Raw genomic sequence first — 25,289 nt, 5'->3', positions numbered from 1 at the left:
GTCCATCGCGACGCCGTGTGATGCCATGGACGCATGTCGTCGCTACCGGAACAGTCGAGCACCCCGTGGTCTAAAGCGTGGGGCCTGCGCGTCGCCGTGGTCAACGCCCCGATGGGCGGGGTCGCGGGCGGCCGACTCGCCGCCGCGGTCACCGCGGCGGGCGGACTGGGTTTGATCGGCATGGGTAGTGCGGGGTCGGTCGCGGCGTTGCGCCGCGAACTCCCGTTCACCGCCGCACTCGGTGGAAAATTCGGCATCGGGCTCGTCGGCTGGGTCCTCGAGGCCGAACCGGAACTGCTCGATGTCGCCATCGAGGCGGGGCCCGCGCTGATCACGGTCGGCTTCGCCGACGACTGCGCGTGGGTGGACCGCGTCGCGAGCACGGGAATCCGCACCGCCGCCCAAGTCTACAACACGGACGACGCGCGGCGGGCCGAGGACGCCGGAATCGACGTCGTGGTGGCGCGTGGCTCGGAGGGCGGCGGGCACGGAGCTCCCGAGATGACAACATTGCCGCTGCTCGACACCGTCCTGAAGGCCGTGTCGGTTCCGGTGCTGGCCGCGGGCGGGATCGGCTCCCCCGCGAGCCTCGCGGCGGTGCTCGCGGCGGGCGCGAGCGGCGCGTGGCTCGGCACCCGACTCGCCGCCTGCTCCGAATCGCTGCTCCACGACACGGGCAGGCGGGCGATGATCGCCGCCGACGGGAGCGACACCGTCCTCACCTCCGTCTTCGATATCGCCATGGAACTTCCCTGGCCGACGCGCTTCCCCGCCCGGGTGCTGCGCAACGAGTTCACCGACCGCTGGGCCGGTGACGAGGACGCTCTGCGCACGGACGGGGACGCGCGGGGTTCGGTTCGAGCGGCGGCCGAATCCGTCGACCTGCGAATCGCGCCGATCGACGCCGGGCAGGGCGTCGGCATGATCACCTCGGTCGAATCGGCGCGGGATGTGGTCACCGAAATGTGTTCCGGTGCGGCGAAGTTGCTTACGGGACCGTCGCCGACCTGATCATTCCCTTCGTTCGCATCAGATGCTCGGCGAGATACCCGTCGTGCGGCACGCCCGGCCGCAGCCAGGTCGTCGGGTTGTCACCGAGGTACAGGTTGGTGATGGACGGCTCGTCCAGCAAGGCGTCGATCAGATCGACGCGGGACGTCATCGCGGTGAGCACCAGGGAATCGCGCAGCGGCGCGACGCCGTCGCGCGCGTTCCACGGGCCGACCCATACGCACGGGAATCCGAGTTCGATATTCAACTGCGGTGCGGTGCTGCTGGTGACCAGATGCACCGCCGGGCGCAGAACGGCTCCACCGGAAGGTAATTCGTCGACGATCGTATCGCCACCGAGGATCGCGGTCGCGTCACCGGCGACCGCGTGCAGATACCTGTCGACCTCGCGCGCGGAGGCCGTGGTGCCCACCGTGAGCAGCGCGTCGGGGTGGTCGGCGGGCAGACTCGGGATCGCGCGCAAACGCTCCGCGAGCGCCACGGCGACGGGTTCGGGATCGCCCTCGACGAGTATCGCCGTCGCGCACGTGCACGCGGTGCCGCCGAGGTGGCTCACCGATGCCGCCAGGATGTCGATCTCGGCTCGCCAGTCCACCTCGTCGGTGATCAGGATCTTGGAGCGGCCCGGTCCCTGGGTGAGCACCCGTGAACTGGTCGCGTATTTGTCCACGACGTCCTGTCCGCCGTAGACGATCGCGAAATCGGATTCGGCGATGATCACGTCGGCGGCGTCGTAGTCGGTGGGCAACAGGGTGAGGACGTCGTCGGGGAAGCCGGCCTCACGTAAGGCGCTCACCAGACGGAACGCGGTGAACGGCTCGCGGGTCGAAGGACGAACGGCCACTTTGTATCCCATGGCGAGCGCTTCGGGCCACAGTCCGTGCACGGCCGGTGTGTTACCCGCCGCGTGCACCGCGAAGATATCGCCCTTGCGGGTCCAGACGGCGGCGCCGTCGAGTGTCTGCGGTGCGTGCCATTCGTCCACGGCTCCGCGTGGCATGGCCAGTTCGCGGGTCGCGCGCTGCGAACGCAGCACATCGGCGACCCATGCGACCGACTGACGGACCACGACCAGCGGAACGCCGGACGCGGTCGAGACCAGTCGCTCGAAGGCGTCGGGGTCGAGCCCGCCGACTGTGCCGTGCAGGAAGATCTCGGCGGCCTTCTCCAGTGCCGCGAGCCGGTCGGCGGTCGGCAGCACCGGGGCCGCGCGCATGGCGGTGAGGGTGCGTCGCACATACAGCGGAGGCACCTGGCTGATCTCGCCGATGAGGGTTCCCGCGAGCGAGGTCAGCGGTTTGCGTTCACGGGAGCGGAACGGTCCGGCGGGACCGAGCGCGTCGATGTGGATGAGCATCAGTACACGCCCTCGATCACGGAGTGGTCCTTGAAGGTTCGAACCGGGCCGACATCGGCGACGGCACAGCCCAGCGCACCGGGCAACGCCTCGACCGCGGTCGCCATATCCCGCTCCAGATTGTTGGGCAGCAGCGCGTATTTGGTGAGGTGGTTCATGACGACCTGCCCGCGTTCGCCGACGGCGACATCGTCTCCGGTCTCCGGATCGACGACGCGGAAGGCGATATACGGACTGGGTGTGTCGAATACGGCCAACCCGTCGGGGTGTTCCTCGGGGCGCTCGCGTGACATGCCCAGAATGGTCGTGCTGCCGTACAGACCCTTGAGCGGAATCCCCGGGAAGATCTCGTTCCGGAAGATGTCGCGCGAATCGGCGTCCATATGCGCTCCGCTCCAGCAGATGAATTTCACCTGCTTGCGGATGGCGTCGACAAGTTCTTCACGCCGGGAGAGCCGTTCGAGCAGGGGCGGGGTGGTGATGAGGATTCCCACCGACTGGGACTTCAGGATGTCGGCCGCCTGGTCGACGAGATGTTCGGCATAGCGTTCCACTTCGTCGGTGGCCCCGCGGGCGATCAGCTGTTTGATCCAGCGGGGGTCGAGATCGATCGTGAACTTGACCCCGTCGTGTCTGCGGGCCCGGCGGGTCGCGAACTCGCCGAACATATGCGGGCCGCTCGGCGCGATGGCCAGGGTGTTCACGACACCGAGGTCCGCGTAGTGGAATTCGTCCCAGCCCAGCGCGAATTCCATCCACCGCTCGAACATCACGAAACGTTTGGGGGCCCCGGTTGTCCCGCCGCTCTCGAATATTCCGGCGATCTCCGCGTCGGCCCCGGTCAGCCCGCGGGGAATCAGATCCTCGACCGCCACGTCACGGAACTCGTCGATGACGTTCGGGAAACGGGTCAGGTCGGCGAAGGTGCGGATATCGGTGACGGGATCGAAATCGAGGGTGCGCGCGCGGCGCAGCCAGTAGGGACTACCGGTGTCGGCGGAGAAATGCCACGCCATCAGCTCCCTGAGATATTCGTCCGGATCGACCGTGGCCGTGGAGATGTCGAGAATGGCAGAACACATGCGCCCTCCAGCTGCGTGTACGTCACGCACACCATCGCGCACGCGGATGGGCCGGTAAACCGGTGAGCCGCGATATCAATGACGCGATAGCCGTCAGGGTGTTCGGGCCTTGAACAACTCCACGTTGCGCATGGTCACCAACGCGGTGGCACACAGGGTTTCGCCGTCGACGCCGATCGAGAACACTTCGGCCGCCGCGATCGTGATCAACGCGCCGGGCTTGATCACCCTCCCCCGGGCCGTCACCGTCGGGCCTTTCGCCGGTGCGAGGATCTTGACCGTGTAGTCGATGGTCATATTCACCCAGCCGGGTTCCAGCAGGGTGCCCGCCGCGGACCCGGCGGCGAAATCGGCCAGTGAACCGAGTACGCCGCCCTGGAAATATCCGTCGTGCTGGGTGAGTTCGACCCGATGCGCCTGGATGATCTCCGCTTCGCCCGGCGCGATGCGGCCGAATTCGAAACCCAGGTGGCGCGCGGCGGGCATGCTGAGCACCGCTCCCGTCACCGCCGCCGCGAAATCCGGATTCGAGGCTTCCCACGCCCGCACGCTCATCAGCTCCTCGGAGACGGTGGACGGGATCGACTGCCCCGCCCCCCGGTGACGCTACTCCCCCGCGCGGCCGAAAATCCGTTCACGCTCGGGGCAGCGTCACCGCGACGCATCTGGTCGATCAGTGGCGCAGTCGCACCGGAAGGTCGTGCAGACCACGGATCAGTGTGCTCGCCTGCCAACGCGGAGTCGCGCCCTCGGCGAGGGTCAGGTCAGGAAAGCGCCGCAGCAGTTCGGTGAACGCGATCGATGCCTCCATCCTGGCCAGGGGCGCGCCCACGCAGAAGTGGATGCCGTGCCCGAACGCGAGATGACCGCCGGTGTCGCCGTCGATGTCGAGACGATCGGGTTCACGGAATCTGTCGGGATCGCGGTTCGCCGCCGCCAGGGCGACGTAGACGAGTTCTCCCGCGGGAATCTCGGTGTCCCCCACCGGTACCGGTTCCTCGGTGTATCGGATCGTGGCCATATCCACCGGGCCGTCGAACCGCAGGAACTCCTCGACGGCCGCGGGGACCGAAGACGGGTCGGCGCGCAGGGCGGCGAGCTGGGATGGGTCGCGCAACAACGCGTGCACGCCGTTGCCGATCAGATTGACGGTGGTCTCGTGACCGGCGACCAACAGCAGGAACGCCATGGAGACGAGTTCGGCGTCGGTGAGCCGGTCGCCGTCCTCGCGGGCGTGCGCCAGCGCCGACAGCAGATCCTCGGCGGAATCCTCGCGCTTGGCCCGCACCAGGTCGCGCAGGTAGGCGACCATCGCCGAGGCGGCGCGGGCACGTTCCTCGTCGCGGCCGAGGACGCCGACCAGCGCCTTGGTCCACTCCTGGAAGTCGGCGCGATCGGCGAACGGCACGCCGAGCAGTTCGCAGATCACGGTGACCGGGAGCGGTGTCGCGAACTCCGCCATGAGGTCGACCTCGTCGTGTGCGGACATGTCGTCGAGCAGCGCGGTGGTGATCTCCTCGATGCGCGGCCGCAGTTCGGCGACCTTGCGGGCGGTGAACGCCTTGTTGACCAGTTTGCGCAGCCGATTGTGTTCCGGCGGATCGGCATTGAGCATGTGGGTGGTCAGCGCGAGCCACTGCGGGCTCATCGCGGCGGTGCGCCGTTTCGCGCTCAGCAACTCCTCCACGCGCAGCGCGTCCTTGCGCAGACGCGGATCGGACAGCGCGGCCCGCGCCTCGGCGTACCCGACGATCACCCAGCGCAGCGCGCCGTCGGGGAATCGGACGCGGTGCACCGGACCCTGTTCGCGCCATTGCCGGTACTGGGCGTGCGGATCTGCGAAGAAATCGTCGTCGAGCGTGACGATCCGGTCGGTTGCCTCGATATCGACCATGACGTCCTCCCTGCGGTTGTCGGTCCGGGGCGGTGACGACGCCCCGATGCGGGTCAGAGATCGAGCACGAGCCGATCGGAACCGGCCCGCGAGACGCACAACATGATCGTTTCCCCGCGCGCCCGCTCCTCGTCGGTCAGTATCGAATCGCGGTGTTCGATCTCCCCCGCCACTACCAGTGTCTCGCAACTTCCGCAGGTGCCTTCGCGGCAGGAGGTGACGACGGAGACTCCCGCGGATTCCAGAACGTCGACGATGCTCTGACGTGCACCGACCCGGAGGGTGCGCCCGTCACGCGCGAGCTCGATGTCGAAGGCCCGGTCGGCGGTCGTGTCGACCGCACGCGGTACGAACCGCTCGGTCCGCACGGTGATACCGCGTTGCGCCCCTGTGGTTTCCACGGCGTCGAGCAGGGGTTCCGGACCGCAGCAGTAGACGGTCGCGTCGGCGCGTTCGTCGAGAATCGCGGTCAACGGCAGCAGTCCGTCGACGTCCTGGGCCACGAGTTTCGCTTTCGGGTAACACTTCCCGATTTCGTCCGCGAAGGCCATATGCTGCCGGGTGCGCGCGCCGTAGTACAACTCCCACGGCGTGCCGGAGCGCGCCGCTGCCGCCACCATCGGCAGGATCGGGGTGATCCCGATGCCGCCCGCGACGAAGAGATAGCGATCCTCGGCCTTCAACTCGAAATTGTTGCGGGGCAGTGATACCCGTAGTTCGCTGTCGGGGTGCGCGGTGTGGTGGAGCAGATCCGAGCCGCCGCGGCCGTCGGGTTCGCGCAGGATCGCGATACGCCACCGCCGTCGGTCGGCGGGGTCTCCGCACAGGGAGTACTGGCGCACGCCCAGGTCCCCCACCGCGACATCGATATGGGCTCCCGGCGACCAGGAGGGTAACTCGCCCCCGTCCACGGCGGCGAGTTCCAGTGCGAACACTGCGGTGGCCTCGTCGCGACGGGCGGTGATCCGTACCGGCAAGTCGGTCATAGGGCCACTGTCGCCGAGGGCCGCGAACGGCAGCCACCTGGTTCGCGCAGTCGATTCACGCGATCGACGTTGACTATCGCGCGGCGCACCCCGTGCGGGCGCGACCGACACTGGCCGCATGACCTCAGTGGCGCACCTGGTCGAAAAGACCACAGAATTCGTCCGTGACCACGTCTTTCCGGTCGAGCGAGAGGTTGTCGCCGACGGCCGGGTAATGGATGACGCACTGCGTCTGGAATTGCAGAAGAAGGCCAAGGAGGCGGGCGTGTTCGGCCCGCTGTCGGACCCGCGCTACGGCGGACTCGGTCTCGATACCCGCGCCCAGGCCCGCGTGCTGGAGGCGGCCGGCGCCAGCCTCATCGGCCCGCTGGCGGTCAACGCGTGGGCCCCCGACGACGGCAATATCCACCTGCTCGCCCACGTGGCCGACCCGGAACAGCAGCAGCGCTACCTGGCGCCGCTGGCGGCGGGCGAGGTGCGCTCGGCGATCGCGATGACCGAACCGGCGCCGGGCGCGGGCTCGGATCCGAGCATGCTGCGCACCTTCGCCGAGGAGACCGACGGCGGCTGGGTCATCAACGGCGCGAAACATTTCACCACCGGCGCGCAGGGCGCGGCCTTCACCATCTGCGTCGCGCGCACCAACGACGGACCGACCATGTTCCTGGTCGACGCCGACAATCCCGGTATGCGGGTCGGCAGGCGGATGCAGACGCTGGATCACAGCAGCGCGCCCGGCGGGCACTGCGAGGTCGTCTTCGAGGACTGTGAGGTACCCGATTCGGCGGTGCTCGGCGAGGTCGGGCAGGGACTGGCGCTCGCGCAGGTGCGGCTGGCTCCGTCGCGGCTGGTGTTCTGCATGAACTGGCTCGGTCTCGCGGTGCGCGGACATCGGCTCGCCATCGAACATATCGGCACGCGCACCGGTTTCGGTGTGCCCATCGCCGAACACGGGCTGGCCCAAGGGCTGATCGCGGACAGCGAGATCGATATCGCGGCGGCGCGCGGGCTGATCCGTCAGGCCGCCGAGACCATCGACGAACAGGGTCCGGCGTCCTCGCAGGCCAAGCACGAGACCTCGATCGCGAAAACCTTTGTGTCCGAGGCCGTGTGGCGAGTGCTCGACCGGTCGGTGCAGTTGCACGGCGGGCTCGGTGTCTGCGAGGACCATCTGGTCGCCCGGTTCCTGGTCGAGGCACGTGCCTTCCGGATCTACGAAGGGCCCTCCGAAGTGCTGCGGTGGTCGATCGCCCGCCGCGCATTGCGTCCAGCGCGCTGAACCCGGACCACCGAGGAAAGGCAACAGAGATGACCACACGAGAAATCGCCGGATTCGCGGCGGCCTACCCCGAACTCGACTACGACGCCGTCGATTACGAATACCTGCGCGCGGTCTCGCAGGATATGGTGCCCTTCGCCGAACGGGTCGGCACCCTCGTCACCGAGATCGGCCCCGACCGCGCGGTGGTGCAGATCCCGGCCGTCGACTCCGTCCGCAACCACATGGGCACGGTGCACGCGGGCGCGCTGTTCACCGCCGCCGACATCGCGGGCGCCGCGGCCTTCGTCGGCGCGGCCGCCACCCGGCTGTTCACCATCGAACGACTGGTACTTCGTGCGGGAACGGCCTCCTACCGCAAGCCCGCGGTGGGCCGCATCCGCGCCGTCGCGACCGTGGATCAGCGCGATTGCGCCGACGTCCTCGGCGCGGTCGGCGGCGGGCGGTTCGAGTTGGCGGGCAAGGCGATACTGCTCGACGACAACGATGTCGTGGTCGCGAAATTCACCTTCGACTACGTCTGCGATGTGACGGCGACGGAGGCACTGCGGTGACCTCGGGGGCTCGCACCGCGAAATCCGAATTCACCGCGCTGGAGTCGGTGTCGGTGCCGACCTCGGACGGCGTGAACTTCACCGTTCGATTCCTGCCCGGTCCGAAAGCCGACGCTCCGGTGGTGCTGATCATTCCCGCGATGGCGATGAAGGCACGCAACTATCTCGCGTTGGCGAAGTCGTTGCACGCCCAAGGCCTTTCGGTCGCCACCTGCGATCTGCGGGCGCACGGAGAGGCCGTGCCCACGCTGGGTGAGCACACCGATTTCGGCTATCGCGAAATGCTGGAAATCGATATGCCCGCACTGGTCGCCGCGGTGCGAGAACGGTTTCCGCCGGCACCGCTGCACCTGTTCGGCCACAGCCTCGGCGGACAGCTGGCCCTGCTGTTCGCCGCGGCCGAACCCGAGAAGGTCGCCGGGGTCGTGACGATCGGCACAGGCACCGTGTTCTGGTGGGCTTTCGGCCCGCGTCGTTGGTACGAGGCGTTGAGCCAGATCCAGTGGATCGGCCTGGTGTCGCGGTGGAAGGGCCACTGGCCCGGCGGGGTTCTCATCCCGGCGCCGATGCCGGGCGGGGTCATGGTCGACTGGTCGGTGCATTCGCTGACCAGCTACTACCGTCCCAAGGGCACCAAGCGCCGCTACAATCGTCTGCTGTCGCGGATGACGCTCCCGGTACTGCCGATCTCGCTGTCCGACGATGTGCTCGGCCCGAAATCCAATGTCGATTTCCTGGTGTCGCGTATGCCCGCCGCCCGGATCTCGCGATGGCATATCGACGAGGATTCCGACATCGGCCATCGCGACCATTTCCGGTGGGTGGAGGATTCGGCGACCATCGCGCCGATCGTCGCGGGGTGGATCACGGCGGGTGATCTGCCGGGATAGGCGAGGTGACACCTTAGGCCGTGCAGACTTCGCGGCCTACGGGATCAAGCCGTCGTTCCTGTGGATGATGGACCGCTGCGGTTGGGGCACGAAGACCGACCAGGAGACTCCGGATGAAACGCTGGCGCATCTGCTTCTGTGAGCGTACGGGCTCGAGGAATGGGCCGACGACGAAAACGGCCGCCGAAACATCTCGCGAGGAAGCGTGACAGACCGCACACGACGAGCGCGTGGCGGACCGCAACGGCTACACCCGTTAGATCACGGCGCAGCCGCGGTCGGAACCGGTGGCGATCGGACGGGACGGGTCGGAGGTCCACTGTGACCACGAACCGGGGTACAGGGCCGCCGGGATGCCGAGCTTGCTCAGCACCAGCACGTCCGGGGTCGCGGCGACACCGCCGCCGCAGTAGGAACCGATCGGCGCACCGGTCAGGTAGGGCGCGTACAGGGTTTTCAAGGTGTCGTCGTCGGCGAGGTAGCCGTCGCGCAGATTGTCGGTCCCGGGCGGGTATCGGTGAGTTCTCGGCCCGATGCCTGCCACGCGTGGACGCCGCCGTCGAGGTAGCTCACATCGGCCAATCCGGCCCAGCGGAGCACCCACCAGGCACGGGAAGCGCTCGACGGGGTGTCCGCGCTGTAGACCACGACGAGGCTGGAATCGCTGATCCCCCAACGCTGTACGAGTTCTCGTACCTGTTCTTCCTCGGGCAGTGGACCGTTGCCCGAGGTCTCGGTGCGCGGCCCGATCAGTTCGGCGAAATCGACGGCGTGTGCGCCGGGAATGTGCCCGGCGACCGGGGCGTCGGCCAGGGGAAGATTCGCCGCGCGGGGGATCGCGGCGGGGTCGCGACGGACCTCGAGAACGAAGACGTCGGAGCCCGCGTCGAGCGCGGCCCCCAGGTCCGCGGCGGTGATCACCGAGGTAACAGAGCTCATCACAATCCTGCCGATAGTCGGTTGCCCAACCGAGCCGACGCTAATGCGGGATGTCCGCCGCGGGGACGGTTGCACTCGCGCTGATCGCAAGAGGTACCGGCGGCGGTTGTCACGGTGTCGGGTCGGGCCCCTGTAAGCCGGTCAGGTATTCGTCGAGCAGGGCGAGTACGTCGGCGTGACCGTCGTCGATACCGAGCAGGTCGTCCATGGCGAGGATGCGCGACAGTCCGGCCATCAGGACACCGAGCGCGGCGGGGGTGGGCTCGATGTCGGAGTCGCGTCGGGTCTTGGTGTCGAGTACGCGTGCGAATACCGCTTCCTGGAGTTGCCGGAATTGACGCGTGTAGGAGGCGAGTTCGGTGCGGATGACCTCGCGATGGTTGGCCAGGGCGATGAATTCGATGTTCAGGGTGCCCTGACGGGGTTCGCTGGTGATCTCCCACAGCGCGCGCAGCGGGTTCTCGGCCTCCGCGGCGCGTTGCAGTCGTGCCAGGTTCGCCTCGGCTCCGCGCCGGAACACCGCGAGGAACAGTTCGTCCATCGTTACAGAAATAGGCCCCCGGTTCAGAACTTGCCGGTGTGGTGTTCGATCCGGTGCCCGAGCCGGGTGGCGAATTCGGTGACGAAATCCTCGGTGAGGGGCGGCCAGCCCCAGAAATCGAAGGCGAGGGCGCCCAGGGCGAAACCGTCGGCCCACCGCCAGGTGGTGATGGGGCTCGGTGTGGCGCAGGAAGGGCAGGTCGCCGATCCGGTGCCTGTTCGCTTCCAGTCGTCGATCGCGTCGGAGAACGGCTGCCACACGGCGGGATCGGCTTTCCACTGTTGGGGGTAGTCGATGATCACGGTGGCGGCCCGGCAGCGTGGGCATACGGCGGAGGCCGGTTCGGTGGCACCCTGGCCGGGGTAGTGGTCGTGGCGGCCGACGATGACGGCGACCGGGCCGGGAATCCAGTCGCCGCCCCATTCCTGGGTCAGCTGCGGCCAATCCGGTCCCGGCACATAGCCTTCGTCGACCTGGAGGCTGTACATCGCGTCACGCGAGGTCTCCCGAAGCAGCCAACCGCGCGACACCATCCAGTCCACCATGTGCTCGGCCAGTGCGCTCGCGTCGGCCGAGGTCACGTCCAGGTCGACGATTCGTTCGAAGAAGTCACCCACACCCGCATACTGCCACCACGGGCCGACACCGGTACCCGGGTCGGCGGGACATCGAGGAGGCGACGATCGCGTGCACGATGTTCGTGCTCCTGAGGTTCGCCGACCCGGAGTAAGCGGTGCAGCGGACTCGTATCGACTCGTATCAGGAGCCGATGCGGGCGGGTTCGGTGATCGCGCCGATGAGGGCGGTGTCGTGGTCGGCGGCGACGAAGCGGGGGTGGTCGAGGACGTCGTGGAGGAATTCGGCCGTGGTGGCGATATTCGCGCCGGAGATTCTGGTTTCGGTGAGGGCGCGGCGCATACGGGCGATGGCGGCGGGGCGGTCGGGGGCCCAGACAATGATCTTGGCCAGGAGTGAATCGTAGTGCGGGGGGATGGTGTAGCCGGGGGCTACGTGGGTGTCCACGCGGACGAAAGGGCCGCCGGGGAAGACGCACTCGGTGAGAGTGCCGGGGGCGGGCGCGAATTCGCGGGTGGGATCTTCGGCGTTGATGCGGCATTCGATGGCGACGCCGCGCGGGGTGAGGACGTCGGGTGACAGGGTCAGGGGTAGGCCCGCCGCGATGCGGAGTTGTTCGGCGACGAGGTCTGTTCCGGTGACCATCTCGGTGACGGGATGTTCCACCTGGAGGCGGCAGTTCACTTCCATGAAGTAGAAGCGGCCGAGCGGATCGAGGAGGAATTCGAAGGTGCCCGCACCGACGTAGCCGACCGCCGCGGCTCCGCGTACGGCCGCGGCGCAGATCGCGTCACGCACCTCGTCGGACAGGCCGGGGGCGGGTGATTCCTCCACCAGTTTCTGGTGACGACGCTGTAGTGAGCAGTCGCGTGCGCCGAGATGGAGAACAGTGCCGTGGTGGTCTGCGAGGATCTGCACTTCGACGTGGCGGGCGGAATCCAGATAGCGCTCGACGTAGAGGCGGTCGTCGCCGAAGACTGCGGCGGCGTTGGCGCGCGTCTCACGCCAGGCCGCCGCGAAATCTCCGGATTCGCGCACGACCCGCATACCGCGTCCGCCGCCGCCCGCGACAGCTTTGATGATCACGGGGTAGCCGATGTCGTCGGCGAGCGCGGCGGCTTCGTCGGCGGAATCGAGGGGGTCGCGGCTGCCCGGAAGCAAGGGCAGGCCCGCCGCAGCCATCAGTGTGCGTGCGGTCGATTTGTCGCCGAGGTCGGCCATCACCGTGGCGGGCGCGCCGACGAAGACGAAACCTTCCGCTTCGCACACTTCGGCGAAATCCGGGTTCTCGGAGAGGAATCCGTAACCGGGGTGGATGGCGTCGGCGCCGGTGGCGCGCGCCGCCTCGATGATCGCCGGAATGTGCAGGTAGCTGCGTTTGGCGGGGCCGGGACCGATGCGGAATGCCTGATCGGCCATGCGGACGGCCGCCGAATCCGCGTCGGCCGAGGAGTACACGGCGACCGTCCCGATACCGAGTTCGGCGCAGGTGCGCAGGACACGCACGGCGATCTCGCCGCGGTTGGCGACGAGTACCTTCCTGATCGCGCCGACGCTCACCCGGTCACCTCGAGCCGCATCAGCGGCGCGCCGTGTTCCACCGCTGCGCCGTTGTCGACGAGGAATTCCACGACCCGGCCGGAGGTGGTCGCGGTGATCGGGATCATGAGTTTCATCGCTTCGACGATGCCGACCTGCTGGCCGGATCGCACGATGTCTCCTTCGGTGACGAAGGGTGCTGCGCCGGGTTCGGGAAGTCGGTAGAACACTCCGACGGTGTCGGAGGCGATCACGAAAGTCTCATTGTCCGAGTCGCTTTCCGCGGCAGACGGTCGCCCGTCGGCGGCCGCGCCGTTCACCGGGGCACCGCCGTTGACCGACGCACCGTTCGCAGGCCCGACGCCGTTCACGCGGGCGGTGCCGTTCACCGACGCACCGTTGGCAGGTCCGACGCCGTTGCCAGGAGCGGTGCCGTTCGCCGACGCGGCGACCCTCTCCTGGGACGACGGATGCGCTTCCCAGCTGATACGCAGCGAGATCGGACCGTTGGCGACGGTCACCGTGGTGGGGGCGGTGGCGTCACGCACGGTCAGCGCGTGACGCGACAGAATGGTGAGAGCCTGGTCGGCGTCGGCCGCGTTGAGCGCCCGGCCGAGCGGTTCGGTAGCCACGGACTCGGTCATTGGAACTCCTCGATCGTCGGTCGGATGGTGCCGTAGGCACGGAATCGGTGGTGGCGGCGCGCGAGCAGTTCGGTGACCGGGAGCGAACCGCAGCCGATCAGCACGTGACGCAGCGCTTGGCGGAGGTTGGCGGCCGCGGTGGCGGGGTCGCGGTGCGCGCCGCCCTCGGGTTCGGGGATGACCGCGTCGGCGACACCGAGCCGGACCAGGGAGGTCGAGTCGACGCGCAGCGCCTTCGCCGCCCTGGGGGCCGCCGCCGCGTCCTTCCAGAGGATCGACGCGCAGCCTTCCGGGCTGATGACCGAGTACACCGCGTTCTCCAGCGCCAGCACCCGATCCGCCACGGCCAGCGCCAGTGCGCCGCCGCTGCCGCCCTCGCCGGTGATCACGGTGATCACCGGAACGGGCAGTCCCGCCGACAGTTTCAAGGATTCCGCGATGGCGACGGCCTGACCCTGTTCCTCGGCGGTCACTCCTGGATACGCGCCCGCGGTGTCGACGAGGGAGATCACCGGGAGGCCCAGTTTCGCCGCGAGGCGCAGCAGGCGCGCCGATTTGCGGTAGCCCGACGGTGTCGGCATGCCGAAGTTGCGACGGGTGAGTTCGGCGGCGGTGTGGCCCTTCTGGGTACCGACGACCGCGACCGGGACACCGTCGAGGCGGGCGAGGCCGGTGATCATGGCCGGGCAGTCGGCCGACATCCGGTCACCGTGCAGTTCGACGAATTCGTCGAAGGCGGCGGCGAAATAGTCCAGCGTGGTCGGTCTGCCCAATTCCCTTGCCGCGCGCACCGATTCCCAGGGATCGCGTTCGGGCAGCGACGCCGGATCGCTGATGATCGGTGGCTGGAGTTCGGTGGCGGGGATGCGTCGACCGCGATCGGCGGCCATTCTCAGCAGCCGGACGAGTCGGTCGCGCAGCGCCGAACGATGGCAGATCATATCGACGATGCCGTGCTCGACCAGGAATTCGGCGGTCTGGAAGCCCGGCGGCAGAGTTTCGCCGATGGTCTGGCTGATCACCCGTGGGCCCGCGAAGCCCAGGCGTGCCTTCGGTTCGGCGATGATGATGTCGGTGCTGGTGGCGAACGACGCGGCGACACCCCCGTAGGTAGGGTCCGCGATCACCGAGATGGTCAGGATGCCCGCGTCGTCGAGTGCGCGCAGCGCCTGGCTGGTCTTGGCCATCTGCATCAGGGCGAGGATGCCCTCCTGCATACGCGCGCCGCCGGAAGCGGTGACCAGGACCAGCGGGATGCGCGACTCGAGCGCGGTCTCGGCGGCGGTGGTGACGGCCTCACCGACCGCCGCGCCCAGGCTGCCGCCGAGGAAACGGAAATCCATGACGGCGAGAACCACCGGCGCGCCGTCGATGGTGCCGCGTGCGCAACGGATTCCGTCGGGGAGGCCGGTGGCCGCGCGGGCTCGAGCGTGCCGGTCGACGTAACTGAGGGAATCGGTGAATTCCAGTGGATCGGTGACGGTTTCGGCATAGTCGATCCGTTCGACCGACGCGGGGTCGAGCAGTGAGTCGATACGCTGGTCGGCGGTGAGCGCGCCGTGCCCGTCGCATTCCGGGCAGACGTGGCCTGCGCGTTCGTAGCGTTTGGCGTAGACGATGGCTCCGCAACGCGGGCACAGCATCCAGGACGGTTCCGTGGCAGTGTCGATCTCGGTATCCGTGACGGTCATCGTTCCTCGCTCGGTCGTGGCGCGAATCGGGCGATGTCGGCGGGCAAACGCACACCGGCGGTGCGTAATTGCGCGATCCGGGTGAGATAGGCGGCGCCGGTGATCATCTGGTCGGCGACATCGGCGACGGTGCGGTTGTTCGGTGAGGCCAGGTAGGTGCCCGCCGTCCAGCTGTTGAACGCGCCCATCGCGGGCCCGCACCAGATCTGATAGTCGGCGGCGCGTTCGGCCTCACCCCGGATACTCCACCCGGACGAGAGCCCGAGATACCACCGGAAGATCAGTGCCATACGGCGTTTCGGATCCTCCGCCGCGCCGACGAGCTGGGCGGGGTCACGATCGGTGAAGAAGGTGACACAGTCCTGCCAGACGGCCTCGAGCGGTCGCCGCAGGATCGTGGTCTCGAGTTCGCTACGCAGCGCGCCGGGCAGGGCGTCCACGCCCGCGTACTCGCGGTAGGTCTCGTAGAGCCGGTGCGCACGAGCGGCGAACATGGTGCCGCGCCGCAGCACCTGCACCTGCACGCCGAGTTCGAACATATCCGAGGACGGCGCCATGGTGCAGTCGGCGAAATCCGCTGTGGCGAGCAGCTTCTTGGTGGTCTCGGACTGGTCCGCCTCGACGGCGGCCTGGTTGATCGACCCGGTGACCACGTAGGCCGCGCCGAGCGCGAAGGCGGCGGCCGCGGCGGCGGGTGTTCCGATTCCGCCTGCCGCGCCGATCCGCACGGCCGCCGCGGACGGTAGGTCCCGGGCGAGGCGATCCCGAGCCGCGATCAACTCGGGTAGCAGGACGGTGAGCGGACGGCGGTCGGTATGCCCGCCCGAATCGGCTTCGGCGGTGATGTCGTCGGCCATCGGCACGCGCTCGGCCAGGCGCGCCTGGTCGGGGTCGAGATCGCCGCGTTCGACCAGTTCCCGGAGCAGGTGCGCGGGCGCCGGACGCAGGAACAGGTCGGCGACCTCCACCCGGGAAACCTTGGCGATCACGCGATTGCGGGCCACGACGCGACCGTCCCGGTCGGTGGTCAGCCCGGCGGCCCGGTAGCGGACCACCTCGCGGGTGAGCGACATGAATGCCGACGCCTCGACGCAGCGCACCGCGTGGCGCAGGCAGGAATCCACGATCGCCCGCTCCAACGCCGGTTCGGACGGACTGTGGATCAGGTTGCAGGCGAACGGCCGGTCGGTGAGTTCGGCGGCGAGCCGCGACAGCGCCGCGTCCACGATCCCGGGTGACACACCCGCCGCGCCGTAGGACGCGAGGTACCCGGCCCGCGACATCGCCGACACCAGCGCGGGTGAGGCGATACCGTTCGCCATGGCCCCCGCAGCGTAGGCGTTGCGGACACCGTGCGCGGCACGGAATCCACTGTCGCCCAGCTGTTCCGGTGGAAGTGGTCCGACCGCGGCGAGAATTCGGGCGCCCGCGGCGACGGTCTCGTCGGCCGTGGCCACGACGCGGTCGCCGTGCCGGATGATCCAGCACGGGCGCCGCAGGTCCAGCAGGAGCGCGCCGATATCGGCGGCCGTCGCGGCGACAGCGGCCGTCCGTGTCGCGGTCATCGCGTCACCTTCCGATCGGTCAATTCGACGGCGAGATCGAGGAGTTCGTAGATGCGGAGGCCCGGCTTCCACAGCGATCCGTCGGCGACGACCACGACACCGTCGCGGGTCCGGGTGACGGATTTGATGTGGGCCTCGAGTTCGACCGTGCCATCGGTCGGCAGGAACTGTCCGCGATAGCGCCAGCTGAAGGCGATGTCGCGGGGGATGCGGAAGACGGGGTCGGTCATGGTGTCGGCGTAGCCCGCGTCGAGCATCCATTCCTGGATCGCGTGGATCACCGACTCCACGCCGAGCGAACCCGGGATGACCGGGTCCAAGTGGAAATGCCGGGCGAAATACCAGTCCGACGGGTCGATGACACGCAGCGAATGCAGGTAGCCCTCGCCGAATTCGCCGCCGCCGTCGACCACGTCGACACTGTCGATCAGGGTCAGGTTGCGGCGCGCGCACAGCGGCGCGGACGGATCCGCCCGACGCGCCGCCACGTCGACGGAACGCACGGCAGCCGAAGGATTCTCGGACAGCCACGCGGGTTTGGTCTTCCCGGCGTCGAGTCCGGTCTGATTGGCCAGTGCCTGATCGCTGAAATACCCGAACATGGTCTCGCCCCGGTAGAACGGTTCGCCGTCGACGCTCAGCGTGTAGTCGAAGGTCTGTAGCGAGGAGCCGGGCAGGATGGTGGTGCTCAGCAGGCGCGAGGACTGTTCGACGGTGGCGTCGCGCAGGTCGACCTGGCGCAGCACGGTCGCCGTGCCGCCCAGATTCCGCAGGCTCAGGGTGGTGCCCGCCTGGGTCAGCGTCGGGCCCGCGTAGTAACCCATCAGCAGTGCCGCCTGCAATGAGGTCTCCATGTAGACGAAATGCGGCACGGAGTCGTTGGCGGTGTCGGCGTAGTACCAGGAATCGGCGGGCGAATCGTATTCGGTGGTGTAGGAGGCGGAGTCCAATCTGCCGCGCTCGCCGTCGAATTCGATGACGCGGTCGACGAGCAGCAGTCCGCCGGTGGGCAGCCGGGTCGCCCGTACGCCGGTGTACTCCGCGAATTCGGGGCCCATCGCGATGGCCTGGTCGCCGCGCGAGAGATGGGTCATGTGGAATTCGTTGAGCAGCAGGCCGGTGGCCGCGGCTCCCGGGCCGACCGATGCTCCCGCGGGTTCGACCACGGCGACCGTCACCTCGACGGGATCGGCGACACCGGATACCCGAGCGGACCCGGTCACGTGCGGGCGCGGGACGAGATCGATACGGGTGACGACGAATTCGACGGTGCCCGAGATGTTCTCGCCCGTGGCGTCCATACCGACCGCCGAGACGAGGTCACCGTGTGAAAGGCACAACCACATCCCGGTGTAGAGGGCGAATACTTCGGCCGCCTGGACGACCGCGGCGCGCGGGTCGCCGTCGAAGGTCGCGACCACGAGACCTTTGCCGCCACCGCCGCGCAGTTCGATTCGTTCCACTCCCGTCAGTACCAACGGGGATGTGGCAGCCAGACGTGCTGTCACCTCGGCGGCACCGCGCCGGTAGCCGGGGCCGAGTACCCCGGCGATATCGGCGGCGGCGAGTCGACGCAAGCCGGACAGGTCGAGGTGGGTGACCGCCGAGCGAGCGGGTGGTTTGAAGGCGTCTTCCGGTGCACTCGAGGTACCGGGGTGTGACGCGGCCCGCGACAGGGAGAGGGATGATGCTACCTCGTGAGCGCCGGGTGTAGGGAGGTGACGGTCGAACGCCCCAGCTGCCGTAGTGCCGGATGTTCCGAACGCCTCAGCTGCCGAAGTGCCGGGTACGCCTGCCCGTTCAGCGCCGATCGCACCGGCCGTCGCGATCCCGAACCCTTGAGCTGCTACGGCGGCCTGAGGAGCGAACGGCCGCGTGCCGGGTGCCGACGGCGGCCCAGATCGTTGCCAGATGGCGCGTTGGAGGGCCACCTGGGCGGCGAGTGCGGCGCGGTGGGCTTCCACGACACCCGCGCGAAGCTCGCCGACCGCTCTGCGTACGACATCGCGGTCGGGTCCGCCGACTGCGTTGTGCACGACGTTCCCACCGGACCCGCTGACCACGTTGCGCGCCACGACTCCGTCGGGTGTGCCGATTGCGCTGTGCGCTGCGTCGCCGACGCCTGTGGGCGATGGGTTGCGCTCCGTGCCACCGCGGAGACCGGCAGAGTAGACCGAATCACCGCCGATGACGCCGTCGCCGTTTGTGCCGGTGCCGGTGCCGGTGACCGACCTGCACTCCCCGTCCGTACCTGGTCCCGGCTCCCGCCCGCCGCGCGCGGACTGCACTCCAGCGTTCGCACCTGCCGGTGCGCCCGGCGCGGGGACCGGATCGAAGGGGATTCCGTCGAAGTCGAGAACTGTCATGACATCCACTGCCTCACCGAGGTTCGAAACTTCTCCGTCAGATCGGGTGTCGTCACCACGGTGACGTCCGAGAAGCGTTGCAGTACTGTGCCGTCCGTCCCTACGGCGGTCGCGTCGATACGGGCGTCCACCTTTCCGGCGCGGGGGTTGTCCACGACCAGCAGGAACGGCTCGTGCGACGGGAGCGGGCGGTAGTAGTCGATTCGTCCGACTCCGAGTGGTAAGCAGGCCGAACCGAGCAGGCGGTGGCCGAGTACCGGTGGTCCCTGGAGGATGAGGTCGGCCAATACCGGGTCGTGCAGTCTGCCCGCGTACGCGCCCGCGGCGACCGTGGTGGCGGGCAGTGAGCATTCGAGCACGATCGTCTCGTCGGAGGCGGTCAGGATCGAGCGCATGCCCTGGAGGGCGGGGGCGTGGAATTGCACTCCGTCGCGGTAGATCTCGTCGGCCGGGGCTCGGACGCCGTCGGGGACCGAGACTCGGGGCGGGGTGTCGGGGTGCTCGGCGAGGGTGAGTAAGGCACGGAAATGTGTTGCGGTGGTGCCGAGTACGCTCGCGCGCACCGTGACGCCGTTGTCATCGGCCGGTTCGAGTTCGAGGTGGAGTTCGTCGATCGGGTGGTCGAACACGATCCCCTTGAGCACCTGGAAGTCCCGGACGCCGATCACCGTCCGGTCGGGCAGGTGACGTTCGGCGAGGTTGATCATCGCGCCGAGACCGAAGGTCGCGGGCAGGACGATGTGGTCACCGATGCGGTGTGCGGCGATCACGGGTTCCTCGGTCAGCCCGGTCACTCCGCGCCGTGCGCGAATTCTCTCGCGCACGGCCGATTCCGCGCGTGACAGCGGTGTGGCCGGTCCGATCAGGACCACGGTGTCGGCGGCCCGTTCCTCGGTGAACTGCTCGGTGAACGCGGCGGCGCCCGAGGCGGGCGCGAGCAGTTCGATACCGCGATCGACGAAGAAATCACGCAGTTCGGGGGTGACCATTCCACCGTCCCACGCACCCCAGTCGACAGCGGTGACGTGACAGTCGGGATGAGCGTGCCGATAACTCACCGCGAATCGACTGAGGGCTTCGTTGACGGCGGCGTAGTCGGACTGGCCCGCGTTGCCGAACAGACCCGCCACCGAGGTGAACAGGATCAGGTGGCGCAACTCGCCCACGGCGGCGAGCACAGCGGCCAGTCCGCCGATCTTGGGTCGCACGACGCGGTCGATCGACTCCTCGGACTTGGCGGTGATCATCGAATCGGCGAGCACACCGGCACCGTGCACGACGCCGGTGATCGAGTCTCTCCACGGCGCGAGCGCGGTGCGCACGGCCTCGGGGTCGGTGACGTCGACCGCGATGTATTCGGCTCGACCGTCCAGATCCCGCAGGGTGGAACGGATTTCGCGGGTCGCGCGGATCACCGAGCAGTGCCGCTCGATATCGCGCGGGGTGACGCCGGTGCCGCCCAACGCGCGCAGTGCCGCCTGTTTGAGATCCGGATCGTCCACCTCGACGGCCCATTGCGGCTCCGGCGCGAGTTCGGATCGCCCGAGCAGGACGAAACGTGCGGGACCGCGGTCGGCGAGCGCGCGAACGCAGGTGGCGGTCACGCCGCGCGCTCCCCCGGTGACCACGAGTACATCGTCGGCGGACAGCACGCTCGGCGGCTGTTCGTCGACCGGGCGCACCGCCGTCACCGTGCGCGCCCCGGCGTATCCGCTCGGAACCAGGGTCCGACGGTTTCCGGCGGCGTCGATGCCGACCTCGAACGTGTCGCGCGCGCTGTCGGACAGTTCCGTCAGGATCGTCGCGGCGAACTGCTCGCCGGTCACGCCGGGTGCCAGGTCGAGCGCGCGCGTGAAGATCGCCGACTGTTCGGCGGCCAGTGTTTTCACCACGCCGCCCGCGCCGCCGAGGAGTGCGGTGAACGGGTCGGCGGTGCCGAGGAAACCCAGTGCGCCGTCGAGTCGGGTGACCGTCGCGAACGCCACCGGGCCGGTGGCGGCGAGCAGGCCGGGGAGCACGTGTTTCGCGGTGAGGATGACATCGGTCAACCGACGTCCGGCCTGTTCCGCGTCGGCCCGCCCGCCCACGAGAACCACGCAGATATCCACCGCATCGGTGTGATCCGAGGTGGACGAGCCGACGGTGCTGACGCGCCAGCCTCGTGCGGCACAGGCCTTTTCGATCGCTGTTCGATCGGATTCGTTGTCGGCGAGATCGACCACGAGGACCTCGGCCCGCGCGGGGTACCGGTCCACCGCCACGTCCACGGGCGGCAGGGCGACGGACTCGACGAGATGCCGCGGCGTCGAGGCCGCGGCTTCAGCTTTTGGGTGGACATCACCGCCGGTCGACGCCGCGAACTCGGCCACGATCTGATCCAGCGTGCGCAGGGTTCCCAGTTGCTCCGGCCCCAGGCTCGGCAATCGCGGAAACCGTTCTTGCAGAGCACCGATCACCTGGACCCGCTTGATCGAATCCACGCCGAGATCGGCTTCCAGATCGCGGCCGGGATCCACCATGTCCACGGGATATCCGGTCTTGTCCGCGACCACTTCGCGCAGGGCGCGGCGCAGTTCCTCCTCCGACGGGTTCGCATTGCCGTCCACGGTGCTCGGGTCCTCGCCCACCACGGGGACGCTCTGCGGCTCGGTCGAGGACACACCGAGCAGATCCACGATCTGATCCAGGGTGCGCAAGGTGCCCAGCTGTTCGGGACCGAGATTCGGCAGGTGCGGGAAGCGTTCTTGCAGCGCGCCGATCACCTGGACGCGCTTGATCGAATCCACGCCGAGATCCGCTTCGAGGTCGCGGCCCGGATCCACCATCTCGACCGGATAGCCGGTCTTGTCCGCGACGACCTCCTGGAGTGCGCGACGGAGTTCGTCGGCGGACACACCGGTGTCCTTCGCCGGGGCGGTCGGTACGACTTCCGGTGCTGGTGCCGGTGCGGACCCGTTCGATTCGACCGACGGAACGACCATCGGCACACCGATGTTCACGTCGGCAGGCGTGGCGGCGGGCGTGTGCGCGGCGGGCGCGAAACTCTCCCGGGCGGTCACGGCGGCCGGTTGCGACACCTGCGGGGCGGGCGGAGCGACCCGGCGCGACGGCGTCCGGACGGACGCCGGGCCACCACCTTCCAGCTCCGCCAGTTGCACCAGGACATCGACCGCGTGGGTGTGACTGGCGCTGATCGTGACGCCGTGGTCCTTGACGGCCTCGATCGCCCGGACCGTGTACTCGTCCAGCGCGCCGCTGCTCAACGCGCCCGCCAGGCCGCGCGCGATATCGAGCTGACCGTCCAGATACTGGTTGTGGGTCCGCAGATGCTGCACCAGCGCGGTGTCGAGCGCGTCGACCGCCGGGACGGGCGCGTAGACATCGCCTGCGAACGGCTCACGCGGCTGCGGGGACGGATGCACGGCGGTCTGCGGTGCACCGTTGGACTGTGCTGGCACGACTGGCCTTTCGATTTCTCGACGGTGTTCGGGGACGGCGGCGGCGTGGGCGAGAACCGGTTCGGGCGCGGTCACGCCGACGCGATAGCCGTCACCGAGGGCTTCGGCATAGGCTTGTTTGCGGCTCGACGGGACGTACTCCGGCGCCGAGAGCGGCACCGTCATACCGGCTTTCGCGGTGACGGCGGGTCGCGGGAGCGCGCCGTGACGGTTCAGACCGCGCAGATCGACACCGAGCACGGCCAGCCGGACCGCGGCGCGGGCGAGCGCGAGACTGCCGTCGCCGACCGGTCCGGAATCGGTGGCGATGGCGATCACCTTGTCGCCGAGGGTGCGCCGGACCAGTGAGGTGAGTACCTGTTTAGGACCGAATTCCACGAAGATCGCGCAGCCGTCGTCGTACATGGCGTTCAGCGCCGCGGCGAATTCGACCGGTTTGCTGAGCTGTTCGGTGAGGATCGCACCGTTGTGCGCGCTGTCGGCGCCGTATCGCACGCCGGGAGTATCGGCGTAGACCGTCGCGTCCGGCTCGCCGATCCGCACCGCGGCGACGGCTTCGGCGAAGGCCGTGACGGCGTGACCGACGTAGGGCGTGTGGAACGCACCCGACACCGGTAGTTCGCGCGTGACGATCTCGCGTTCGGCGCTGCGTGCCGCGACGGCGGCGATACCGGCCGCTCCCCCGCCGACCACGACCTGATCGGGGGCGTTGTGGTTGCAGATCCACACGTCGTCGATATCGGCGATGAGTTCCTCGGCGGTCTCGCGGGTCGCGCCCACCGCCATCATGGTGCCCGCGTCGACACCGTCCGCCGGGGTCATCGCCACACCGCGAGCACGGGCCAGACGATGGAATTCCTCGGTCTCGAGCGCGCCGGACGCCCACAGCGCGGTCAGTTCGCCGAAGCTGTGGCCGAGGTAACCGTCCGCGCGCATGCCGAATTCGGTCAGTACCTGGAACTGTCCCGCCGATATCGCGCCGATCGCGGGCTGGGCGAATTCGGTGCGGCGCAGGGTCAGTTCCTGCTCCGATCGGGTCTGCTCGTCGAACGCGGGCGGAGGGAACACCACCGACGACAGTCGACGCGCCGCACCCGCGAATGCCGCGTTCGCGGTGTCGAAGGCCGTGCCTACCGGCGGATTGTCCAGTGCCGCCGCGGCTCCCATGTCGACGTATTGACTGCCCTGACCGGCGAACAGCGCGGCGATCTTGCGGTTCGGCAGTGCGGCGGCGCGGAAGTACACGCCTTCGGGATGGTCCCAGTGGCTCGCTTCCGGGTCGCGGATCAACTCATCGACGGCCAGTTCGCGCAGATGGTCGGCGCCGTCGTCGTCCACCGAGACGAAGCCGACGCGGGCGTGATCCTCGGGAATGTCACCGCCGTCGTGCGGTTCGACGCTGCGCACCGCGTCGATCAGTCCGGCCACATCGGGCGCGTGCCACAGGTGCGCGCGGGGGGTGCGGTGCAGGACCTGCCCGCGTGCCTGGTCGGCTTCCTCGAGCACGAGGTGGAAGTTGGTGCCGCCGAATCCCATGGCGGAGGCCGCGGCCCGGCGCACCGGCCGCTGCGGATCGAGAATCCACGGGCGGGTCGCGGTGTTCACGTAGTACGGGGTCTCGGTCGCGCTGATCTCGGCGTTGGGCGCGTCGACATTGATCGTGCCCGGCAGCACCTTCTGGTGCAGGGCGAGCGCGAGTTTCATGACGCTCGCGGTGCCCGCGGCGCCCTTGGTGTGCCCGATCTGGGATTTGACGCTGCCGAGCGCGGCGAAGCCGGTTTCGGAGCTCGCGTCCGACAGCACGCCCTTGAGGGCGGTGAGTTCGGTCTTGTCGCCGACGGCGGTGCCGGTGGCGTGCGCTTCGATGAGTTCGATATCGGCGGGCGAGCATTCGGCGTCGGCGTAGGCGCGTTGCAGGGCGAGCCGCTGTCCCTCCGCGCGCGGGGCGTAGATGCTCTTGGCGCGTCCGTCGCTGGACGAGCCGAGTCCGCGGATGACCGCGTAGATCCGATTGCCGTCGCGGCGCGCGTCGGCAAGGCGACGCAGCGCGAGCATGGTGATGCCCTCGCCGAGCAGGGTGCCGTTGGCCTCGTCGGAGAACGGGCTGATCCGCCCGGTCGGCGAGAGCGCGCCGACCTTGCTGAAGCACATGTAGATGAAGATGGTGTTCTCGGTGTCGACACCGCCGGTCAGCACCATATCGGCGCGGCCGTCCTGCAATTCGGCGATGGCGGTGCGGATCGCGGCCATCGACGCGGCGCAGGCGGCGTCGACGGTGCAGTTGATGCCGCCCAGGCCGAGCCGGTTGGCGACCCGGCCCGCGACGACATTGGCGAGCAGACCGGGGAAGGAATTCTCCTCCCACGGCGCGAACGCGGCGACGAATTTGTCGGCGATCGCGTCGGCGTCGTCGTCGGACAGGCCGACCGAACGCGCCGCCTCCTTCAGGACCGGCGTCGAGAGCCGGGCTGCCAGCGGATGCATCAGCGGCACCGGGCCGGTGGTGCCGAGGACGACGCCGGTCCGGCTCGGGTCGTACCAGGCCGAATCCACCGCGCCCGCGTCGATGAGCAGGTCACGCGCGACACCGAGGCTCAGCGTCTGCATGGTGCTCGTCACTTCGAGTTGGTTGGGCGGGAGCCCGAATTCCAGTGGGTCGAAATCGATATCGGGCAGGAAGGCGCCGCGCCGGGAGTAGGTCTTGTCGGCGGCCGTCGGATCCGGGTCGTAGTAGTCGTCCAGGCTCCATCGCGACGTGGGCACTTCCTCGGTGCAGTCCACGCCGTCGACGATGTTCTGCCAGTACTCGCGATGGTCGCGGGCCCGCGGCAGCAGGCCCGACATCCCGACGATGGCGATCGGGTTGCGTGCCAGTCGTCTGTCGTCCGTCACAGGAAATTCCTCTCGAGCAGCGATG

The 25,289-nt window shown here is 68.7% G+C and carries 20 protein-coding genes; 5 read left to right on the top strand and 15 right to left on the bottom strand.

Translation table 11 applies throughout. The annotated features are described in order from the left end of the window. The first annotated feature begins 33 nt into the window (after positions 1–33). Positions 34–1,011 (top strand): NAD(P)H-dependent flavin oxidoreductase, encoded by a 978-nt coding sequence (locus OG225_RS10500; RefSeq protein ID WP_405181484.1) that lies wholly within the window; start codon positions 34–36, stop codon positions 1,009–1,011. Here the strand turns inward: OG225_RS10500 and OG225_RS10495 are convergent. The 5 genes from OG225_RS10495 to OG225_RS10475 all read right to left on the bottom strand — a co-directional run bounded on the left by OG225_RS10495 (position 989) and on the right by OG225_RS10475 (position 6,330). Further along, on the bottom strand, positions 989–2,368 hold the full coding sequence (locus OG225_RS10495) for an aldehyde dehydrogenase family protein (protein ID WP_405181483.1): 1,380 nt from the start codon (positions 2,366–2,368) through the stop codon (positions 989–991). The genes OG225_RS10500 and OG225_RS10495 overlap by 23 nt on opposite strands. Continuing rightward, a complete protein-coding gene (locus OG225_RS10490) occupies positions 2,368–3,450 on the bottom strand; it encodes an AMP-binding protein (protein ID WP_405181482.1) in 1,083 nt (360 codons plus the stop codon). The genes OG225_RS10495 and OG225_RS10490 overlap by 1 nt, the downstream gene beginning before the upstream one ends. A 93-nt stretch (positions 3,451–3,543) precedes the next feature. Beyond that, complete coding sequence (locus OG225_RS10485; protein WP_405181481.1) at positions 3,544–4,005, bottom strand: PaaI family thioesterase; 462 nt, start codon at positions 4,003–4,005, stop codon at positions 3,544–3,546. A 118-nt stretch (positions 4,006–4,123) separates the two neighbouring features. Further along, positions 4,124–5,344, bottom strand: coding sequence for a cytochrome P450 (locus OG225_RS10480; RefSeq protein ID WP_405181480.1), 1,221 nt, complete (start codon positions 5,342–5,344; stop codon positions 4,124–4,126). A 53-nt stretch (positions 5,345–5,397) separates the two neighbouring features. Beyond that, positions 5,398–6,330 carry a PDR/VanB family oxidoreductase gene (locus OG225_RS10475; RefSeq protein ID WP_405181479.1) on the bottom strand — a complete coding sequence of 311 codons (933 nt, stop codon included), beginning with the start codon at positions 6,328–6,330 and terminating at the stop codon, positions 5,398–5,400. Positions 6,331–6,448: 118 nt separating this feature from the next. Between OG225_RS10475 and OG225_RS10470 the strand changes: the two genes are divergently transcribed. From OG225_RS10470 to OG225_RS10455, 4 genes are read left to right on the top strand one after another with little or no spacing between them, the layout of a single operon-like run. Further along, the gene (locus tag OG225_RS10470) at positions 6,449–7,609 is read left to right on the top strand and encodes an acyl-CoA dehydrogenase family protein (protein WP_405181478.1); all 1,161 of its coding nucleotides are present in this window, start codon (positions 6,449–6,451) and stop codon (positions 7,607–7,609) included. A gap of 29 nt (positions 7,610–7,638) precedes the next feature. Beyond that, complete coding sequence (locus OG225_RS10465; RefSeq protein ID WP_216915411.1) at positions 7,639–8,163, top strand: YiiD C-terminal domain-containing protein; 525 nt, start codon at positions 7,639–7,641, stop codon at positions 8,161–8,163. Then, positions 8,160–9,053 carry an alpha/beta fold hydrolase gene (locus OG225_RS10460; RefSeq protein ID WP_405181477.1) on the top strand — a complete coding sequence of 298 codons (894 nt, stop codon included), beginning with the start codon at positions 8,160–8,162 and terminating at the stop codon, positions 9,051–9,053. Before OG225_RS10465 ends, OG225_RS10460 begins: the two co-directional genes overlap by 4 nt. Then, positions 9,037–9,195, top strand: coding sequence for a DUF4291 family protein (locus OG225_RS10455; RefSeq protein ID WP_405181476.1), 159 nt, complete (start codon positions 9,037–9,039; stop codon positions 9,193–9,195). Before OG225_RS10460 ends, OG225_RS10455 begins: the two co-directional genes overlap by 17 nt. A 114-nt stretch (positions 9,196–9,309) precedes the next feature. Here OG225_RS10455 and OG225_RS10450 read toward each other — a convergent pair whose 3' ends face one another. The 10 genes from OG225_RS10450 to OG225_RS10405 form a co-directional block, all read right to left on the bottom strand. After that, entirely contained in the window at positions 9,310–9,513 is a 204-nt protein-coding gene (locus OG225_RS10450; protein ID WP_405181475.1) for a hypothetical protein, read from the bottom strand. Next, entirely contained in the window at positions 9,510–9,992 is a 483-nt protein-coding gene (locus tag OG225_RS10445) for a sulfurtransferase (protein ID WP_405181474.1), read from the bottom strand. Before OG225_RS10445 ends, OG225_RS10450 begins: the two co-directional genes overlap by 4 nt. A gap of 109 nt (positions 9,993–10,101) precedes the next feature. Further along, positions 10,102–10,533 (bottom strand): TetR/AcrR family transcriptional regulator, encoded by a 432-nt coding sequence (locus OG225_RS10440; RefSeq protein ID WP_405181473.1) that lies wholly within the window; start codon positions 10,531–10,533, stop codon positions 10,102–10,104. Positions 10,534–10,556: 23 nt separating this feature from the next. Beyond that, the gene (locus tag OG225_RS10435) at positions 10,557–11,150 is read right to left on the bottom strand and encodes a hypothetical protein (RefSeq protein ID WP_405181472.1); all 594 of its coding nucleotides are present in this window, start codon (positions 11,148–11,150) and stop codon (positions 10,557–10,559) included. A 142-nt stretch (positions 11,151–11,292) separates the two neighbouring features. Further along, positions 11,293–12,669, bottom strand: coding sequence for an acetyl/propionyl/methylcrotonyl-CoA carboxylase subunit alpha (locus OG225_RS10430; protein WP_405181471.1), 1,377 nt, complete (start codon positions 12,667–12,669; stop codon positions 11,293–11,295). Continuing rightward, positions 12,666–13,292, bottom strand: coding sequence for an acetyl-CoA carboxylase biotin carboxyl carrier protein (locus tag OG225_RS10425; protein ID WP_405181470.1), 627 nt, complete (start codon positions 13,290–13,292; stop codon positions 12,666–12,668). The genes OG225_RS10430 and OG225_RS10425 overlap by 4 nt, the downstream gene beginning before the upstream one ends. After that, on the bottom strand, positions 13,289–14,983 hold the full coding sequence (gene accD / locus OG225_RS10420) for an acetyl-CoA carboxylase, carboxyltransferase subunit beta (protein WP_405181469.1): 1,695 nt from the start codon (positions 14,981–14,983) through the stop codon (positions 13,289–13,291). Before accD ends, OG225_RS10425 begins: the two co-directional genes overlap by 4 nt. Beyond that, on the bottom strand, positions 14,980–16,548 hold the full coding sequence (locus OG225_RS10415; RefSeq protein WP_405181468.1) for a PfaD family polyunsaturated fatty acid/polyketide biosynthesis protein: 1,569 nt from the start codon (positions 16,546–16,548) through the stop codon (positions 14,980–14,982). The genes accD and OG225_RS10415 overlap by 4 nt, the downstream gene beginning before the upstream one ends. Beyond that, positions 16,545–18,914: a beta-ketoacyl synthase gene (locus tag OG225_RS10410; protein ID WP_405181467.1), complete on the bottom strand. Its 2,370-nt coding sequence runs from the start codon at positions 18,912–18,914 to the stop codon at positions 16,545–16,547. Before OG225_RS10410 ends, OG225_RS10415 begins: the two co-directional genes overlap by 4 nt. Beyond that, positions 18,911–25,264, bottom strand: coding sequence for a beta-ketoacyl synthase N-terminal-like domain-containing protein (locus tag OG225_RS10405; protein ID WP_405181466.1), 6,354 nt, complete (start codon positions 25,262–25,264; stop codon positions 18,911–18,913). Before OG225_RS10405 ends, OG225_RS10410 begins: the two co-directional genes overlap by 4 nt. Positions 25,265–25,289: the final 25 nt, after the last annotated feature.

The sequence above is a fragment of the Nocardia sp. NBC_01377 genome, from assembly GCF_045040005.1.
In the GTDB taxonomy this organism is placed as follows: Bacteria; Actinomycetota; Actinomycetes; order Mycobacteriales; family Mycobacteriaceae; genus Nocardia; species Nocardia noduli.
This window is presented reverse-complemented; position numbering and strand designations above follow the sequence as displayed.

Bases quoted from the DNA above. Each gene is read 5' to 3' on its own strand.
- OG225_RS10500 (WP_405181484.1), top strand. From the start codon at position 34: ATGTCGTCGCTACCGGAACAGTCGAGCACCCCGTGGTCTAAAGCGTGG.
- OG225_RS10495 (WP_405181483.1), bottom strand. From the start codon at position 2,368: ATGCTCATCCACATCGACGCGCTCGGTCCCGCCGGACCGTTCCGCTCC.
- OG225_RS10490 (WP_405181482.1), bottom strand. From the start codon at position 3,450: ATGTGTTCTGCCATTCTCGACATCTCCACGGCCACGGTCGATCCGGAC.
- OG225_RS10485 (WP_405181481.1), bottom strand. From the start codon at position 4,005: ATGAGCGTGCGGGCGTGGGAAGCCTCGAATCCGGATTTCGCGGCGGCG.
- OG225_RS10480 (WP_405181480.1), bottom strand. From the start codon at position 5,344: ATGGTCGATATCGAGGCAACCGACCGGATCGTCACGCTCGACGACGAT.
- OG225_RS10475 (WP_405181479.1), bottom strand. From the start codon at position 6,330: ATGACCGACTTGCCGGTACGGATCACCGCCCGTCGCGACGAGGCCACC.
- OG225_RS10470 (WP_405181478.1), top strand. From the start codon at position 6,449: ATGACCTCAGTGGCGCACCTGGTCGAAAAGACCACAGAATTCGTCCGT.
- OG225_RS10465 (WP_216915411.1), top strand. From the start codon at position 7,639: ATGACCACACGAGAAATCGCCGGATTCGCGGCGGCCTACCCCGAACTC.
- OG225_RS10445 (WP_405181474.1), bottom strand. From the start codon at position 9,992: ATGAGCTCTGTTACCTCGGTGATCACCGCCGCGGACCTGGGGGCCGCG.
- OG225_RS10440 (WP_405181473.1), bottom strand. From the start codon at position 10,533: ATGGACGAACTGTTCCTCGCGGTGTTCCGGCGCGGAGCCGAGGCGAAC.
- OG225_RS10425 (WP_405181470.1), bottom strand. From the start codon at position 13,292: ATGACCGAGTCCGTGGCTACCGAACCGCTCGGCCGGGCGCTCAACGCG.
- accD (WP_405181469.1), bottom strand. From the start codon at position 14,983: ATGACCGTCACGGATACCGAGATCGACACTGCCACGGAACCGTCCTGG.
- OG225_RS10415 (WP_405181468.1), bottom strand. From the start codon at position 16,548: ATGACCGCGACACGGACGGCCGCTGTCGCCGCGACGGCCGCCGATATC.
- OG225_RS10410 (WP_405181467.1), bottom strand. From the start codon at position 18,914: ATGACAGTTCTCGACTTCGACGGAATCCCCTTCGATCCGGTCCCCGCG.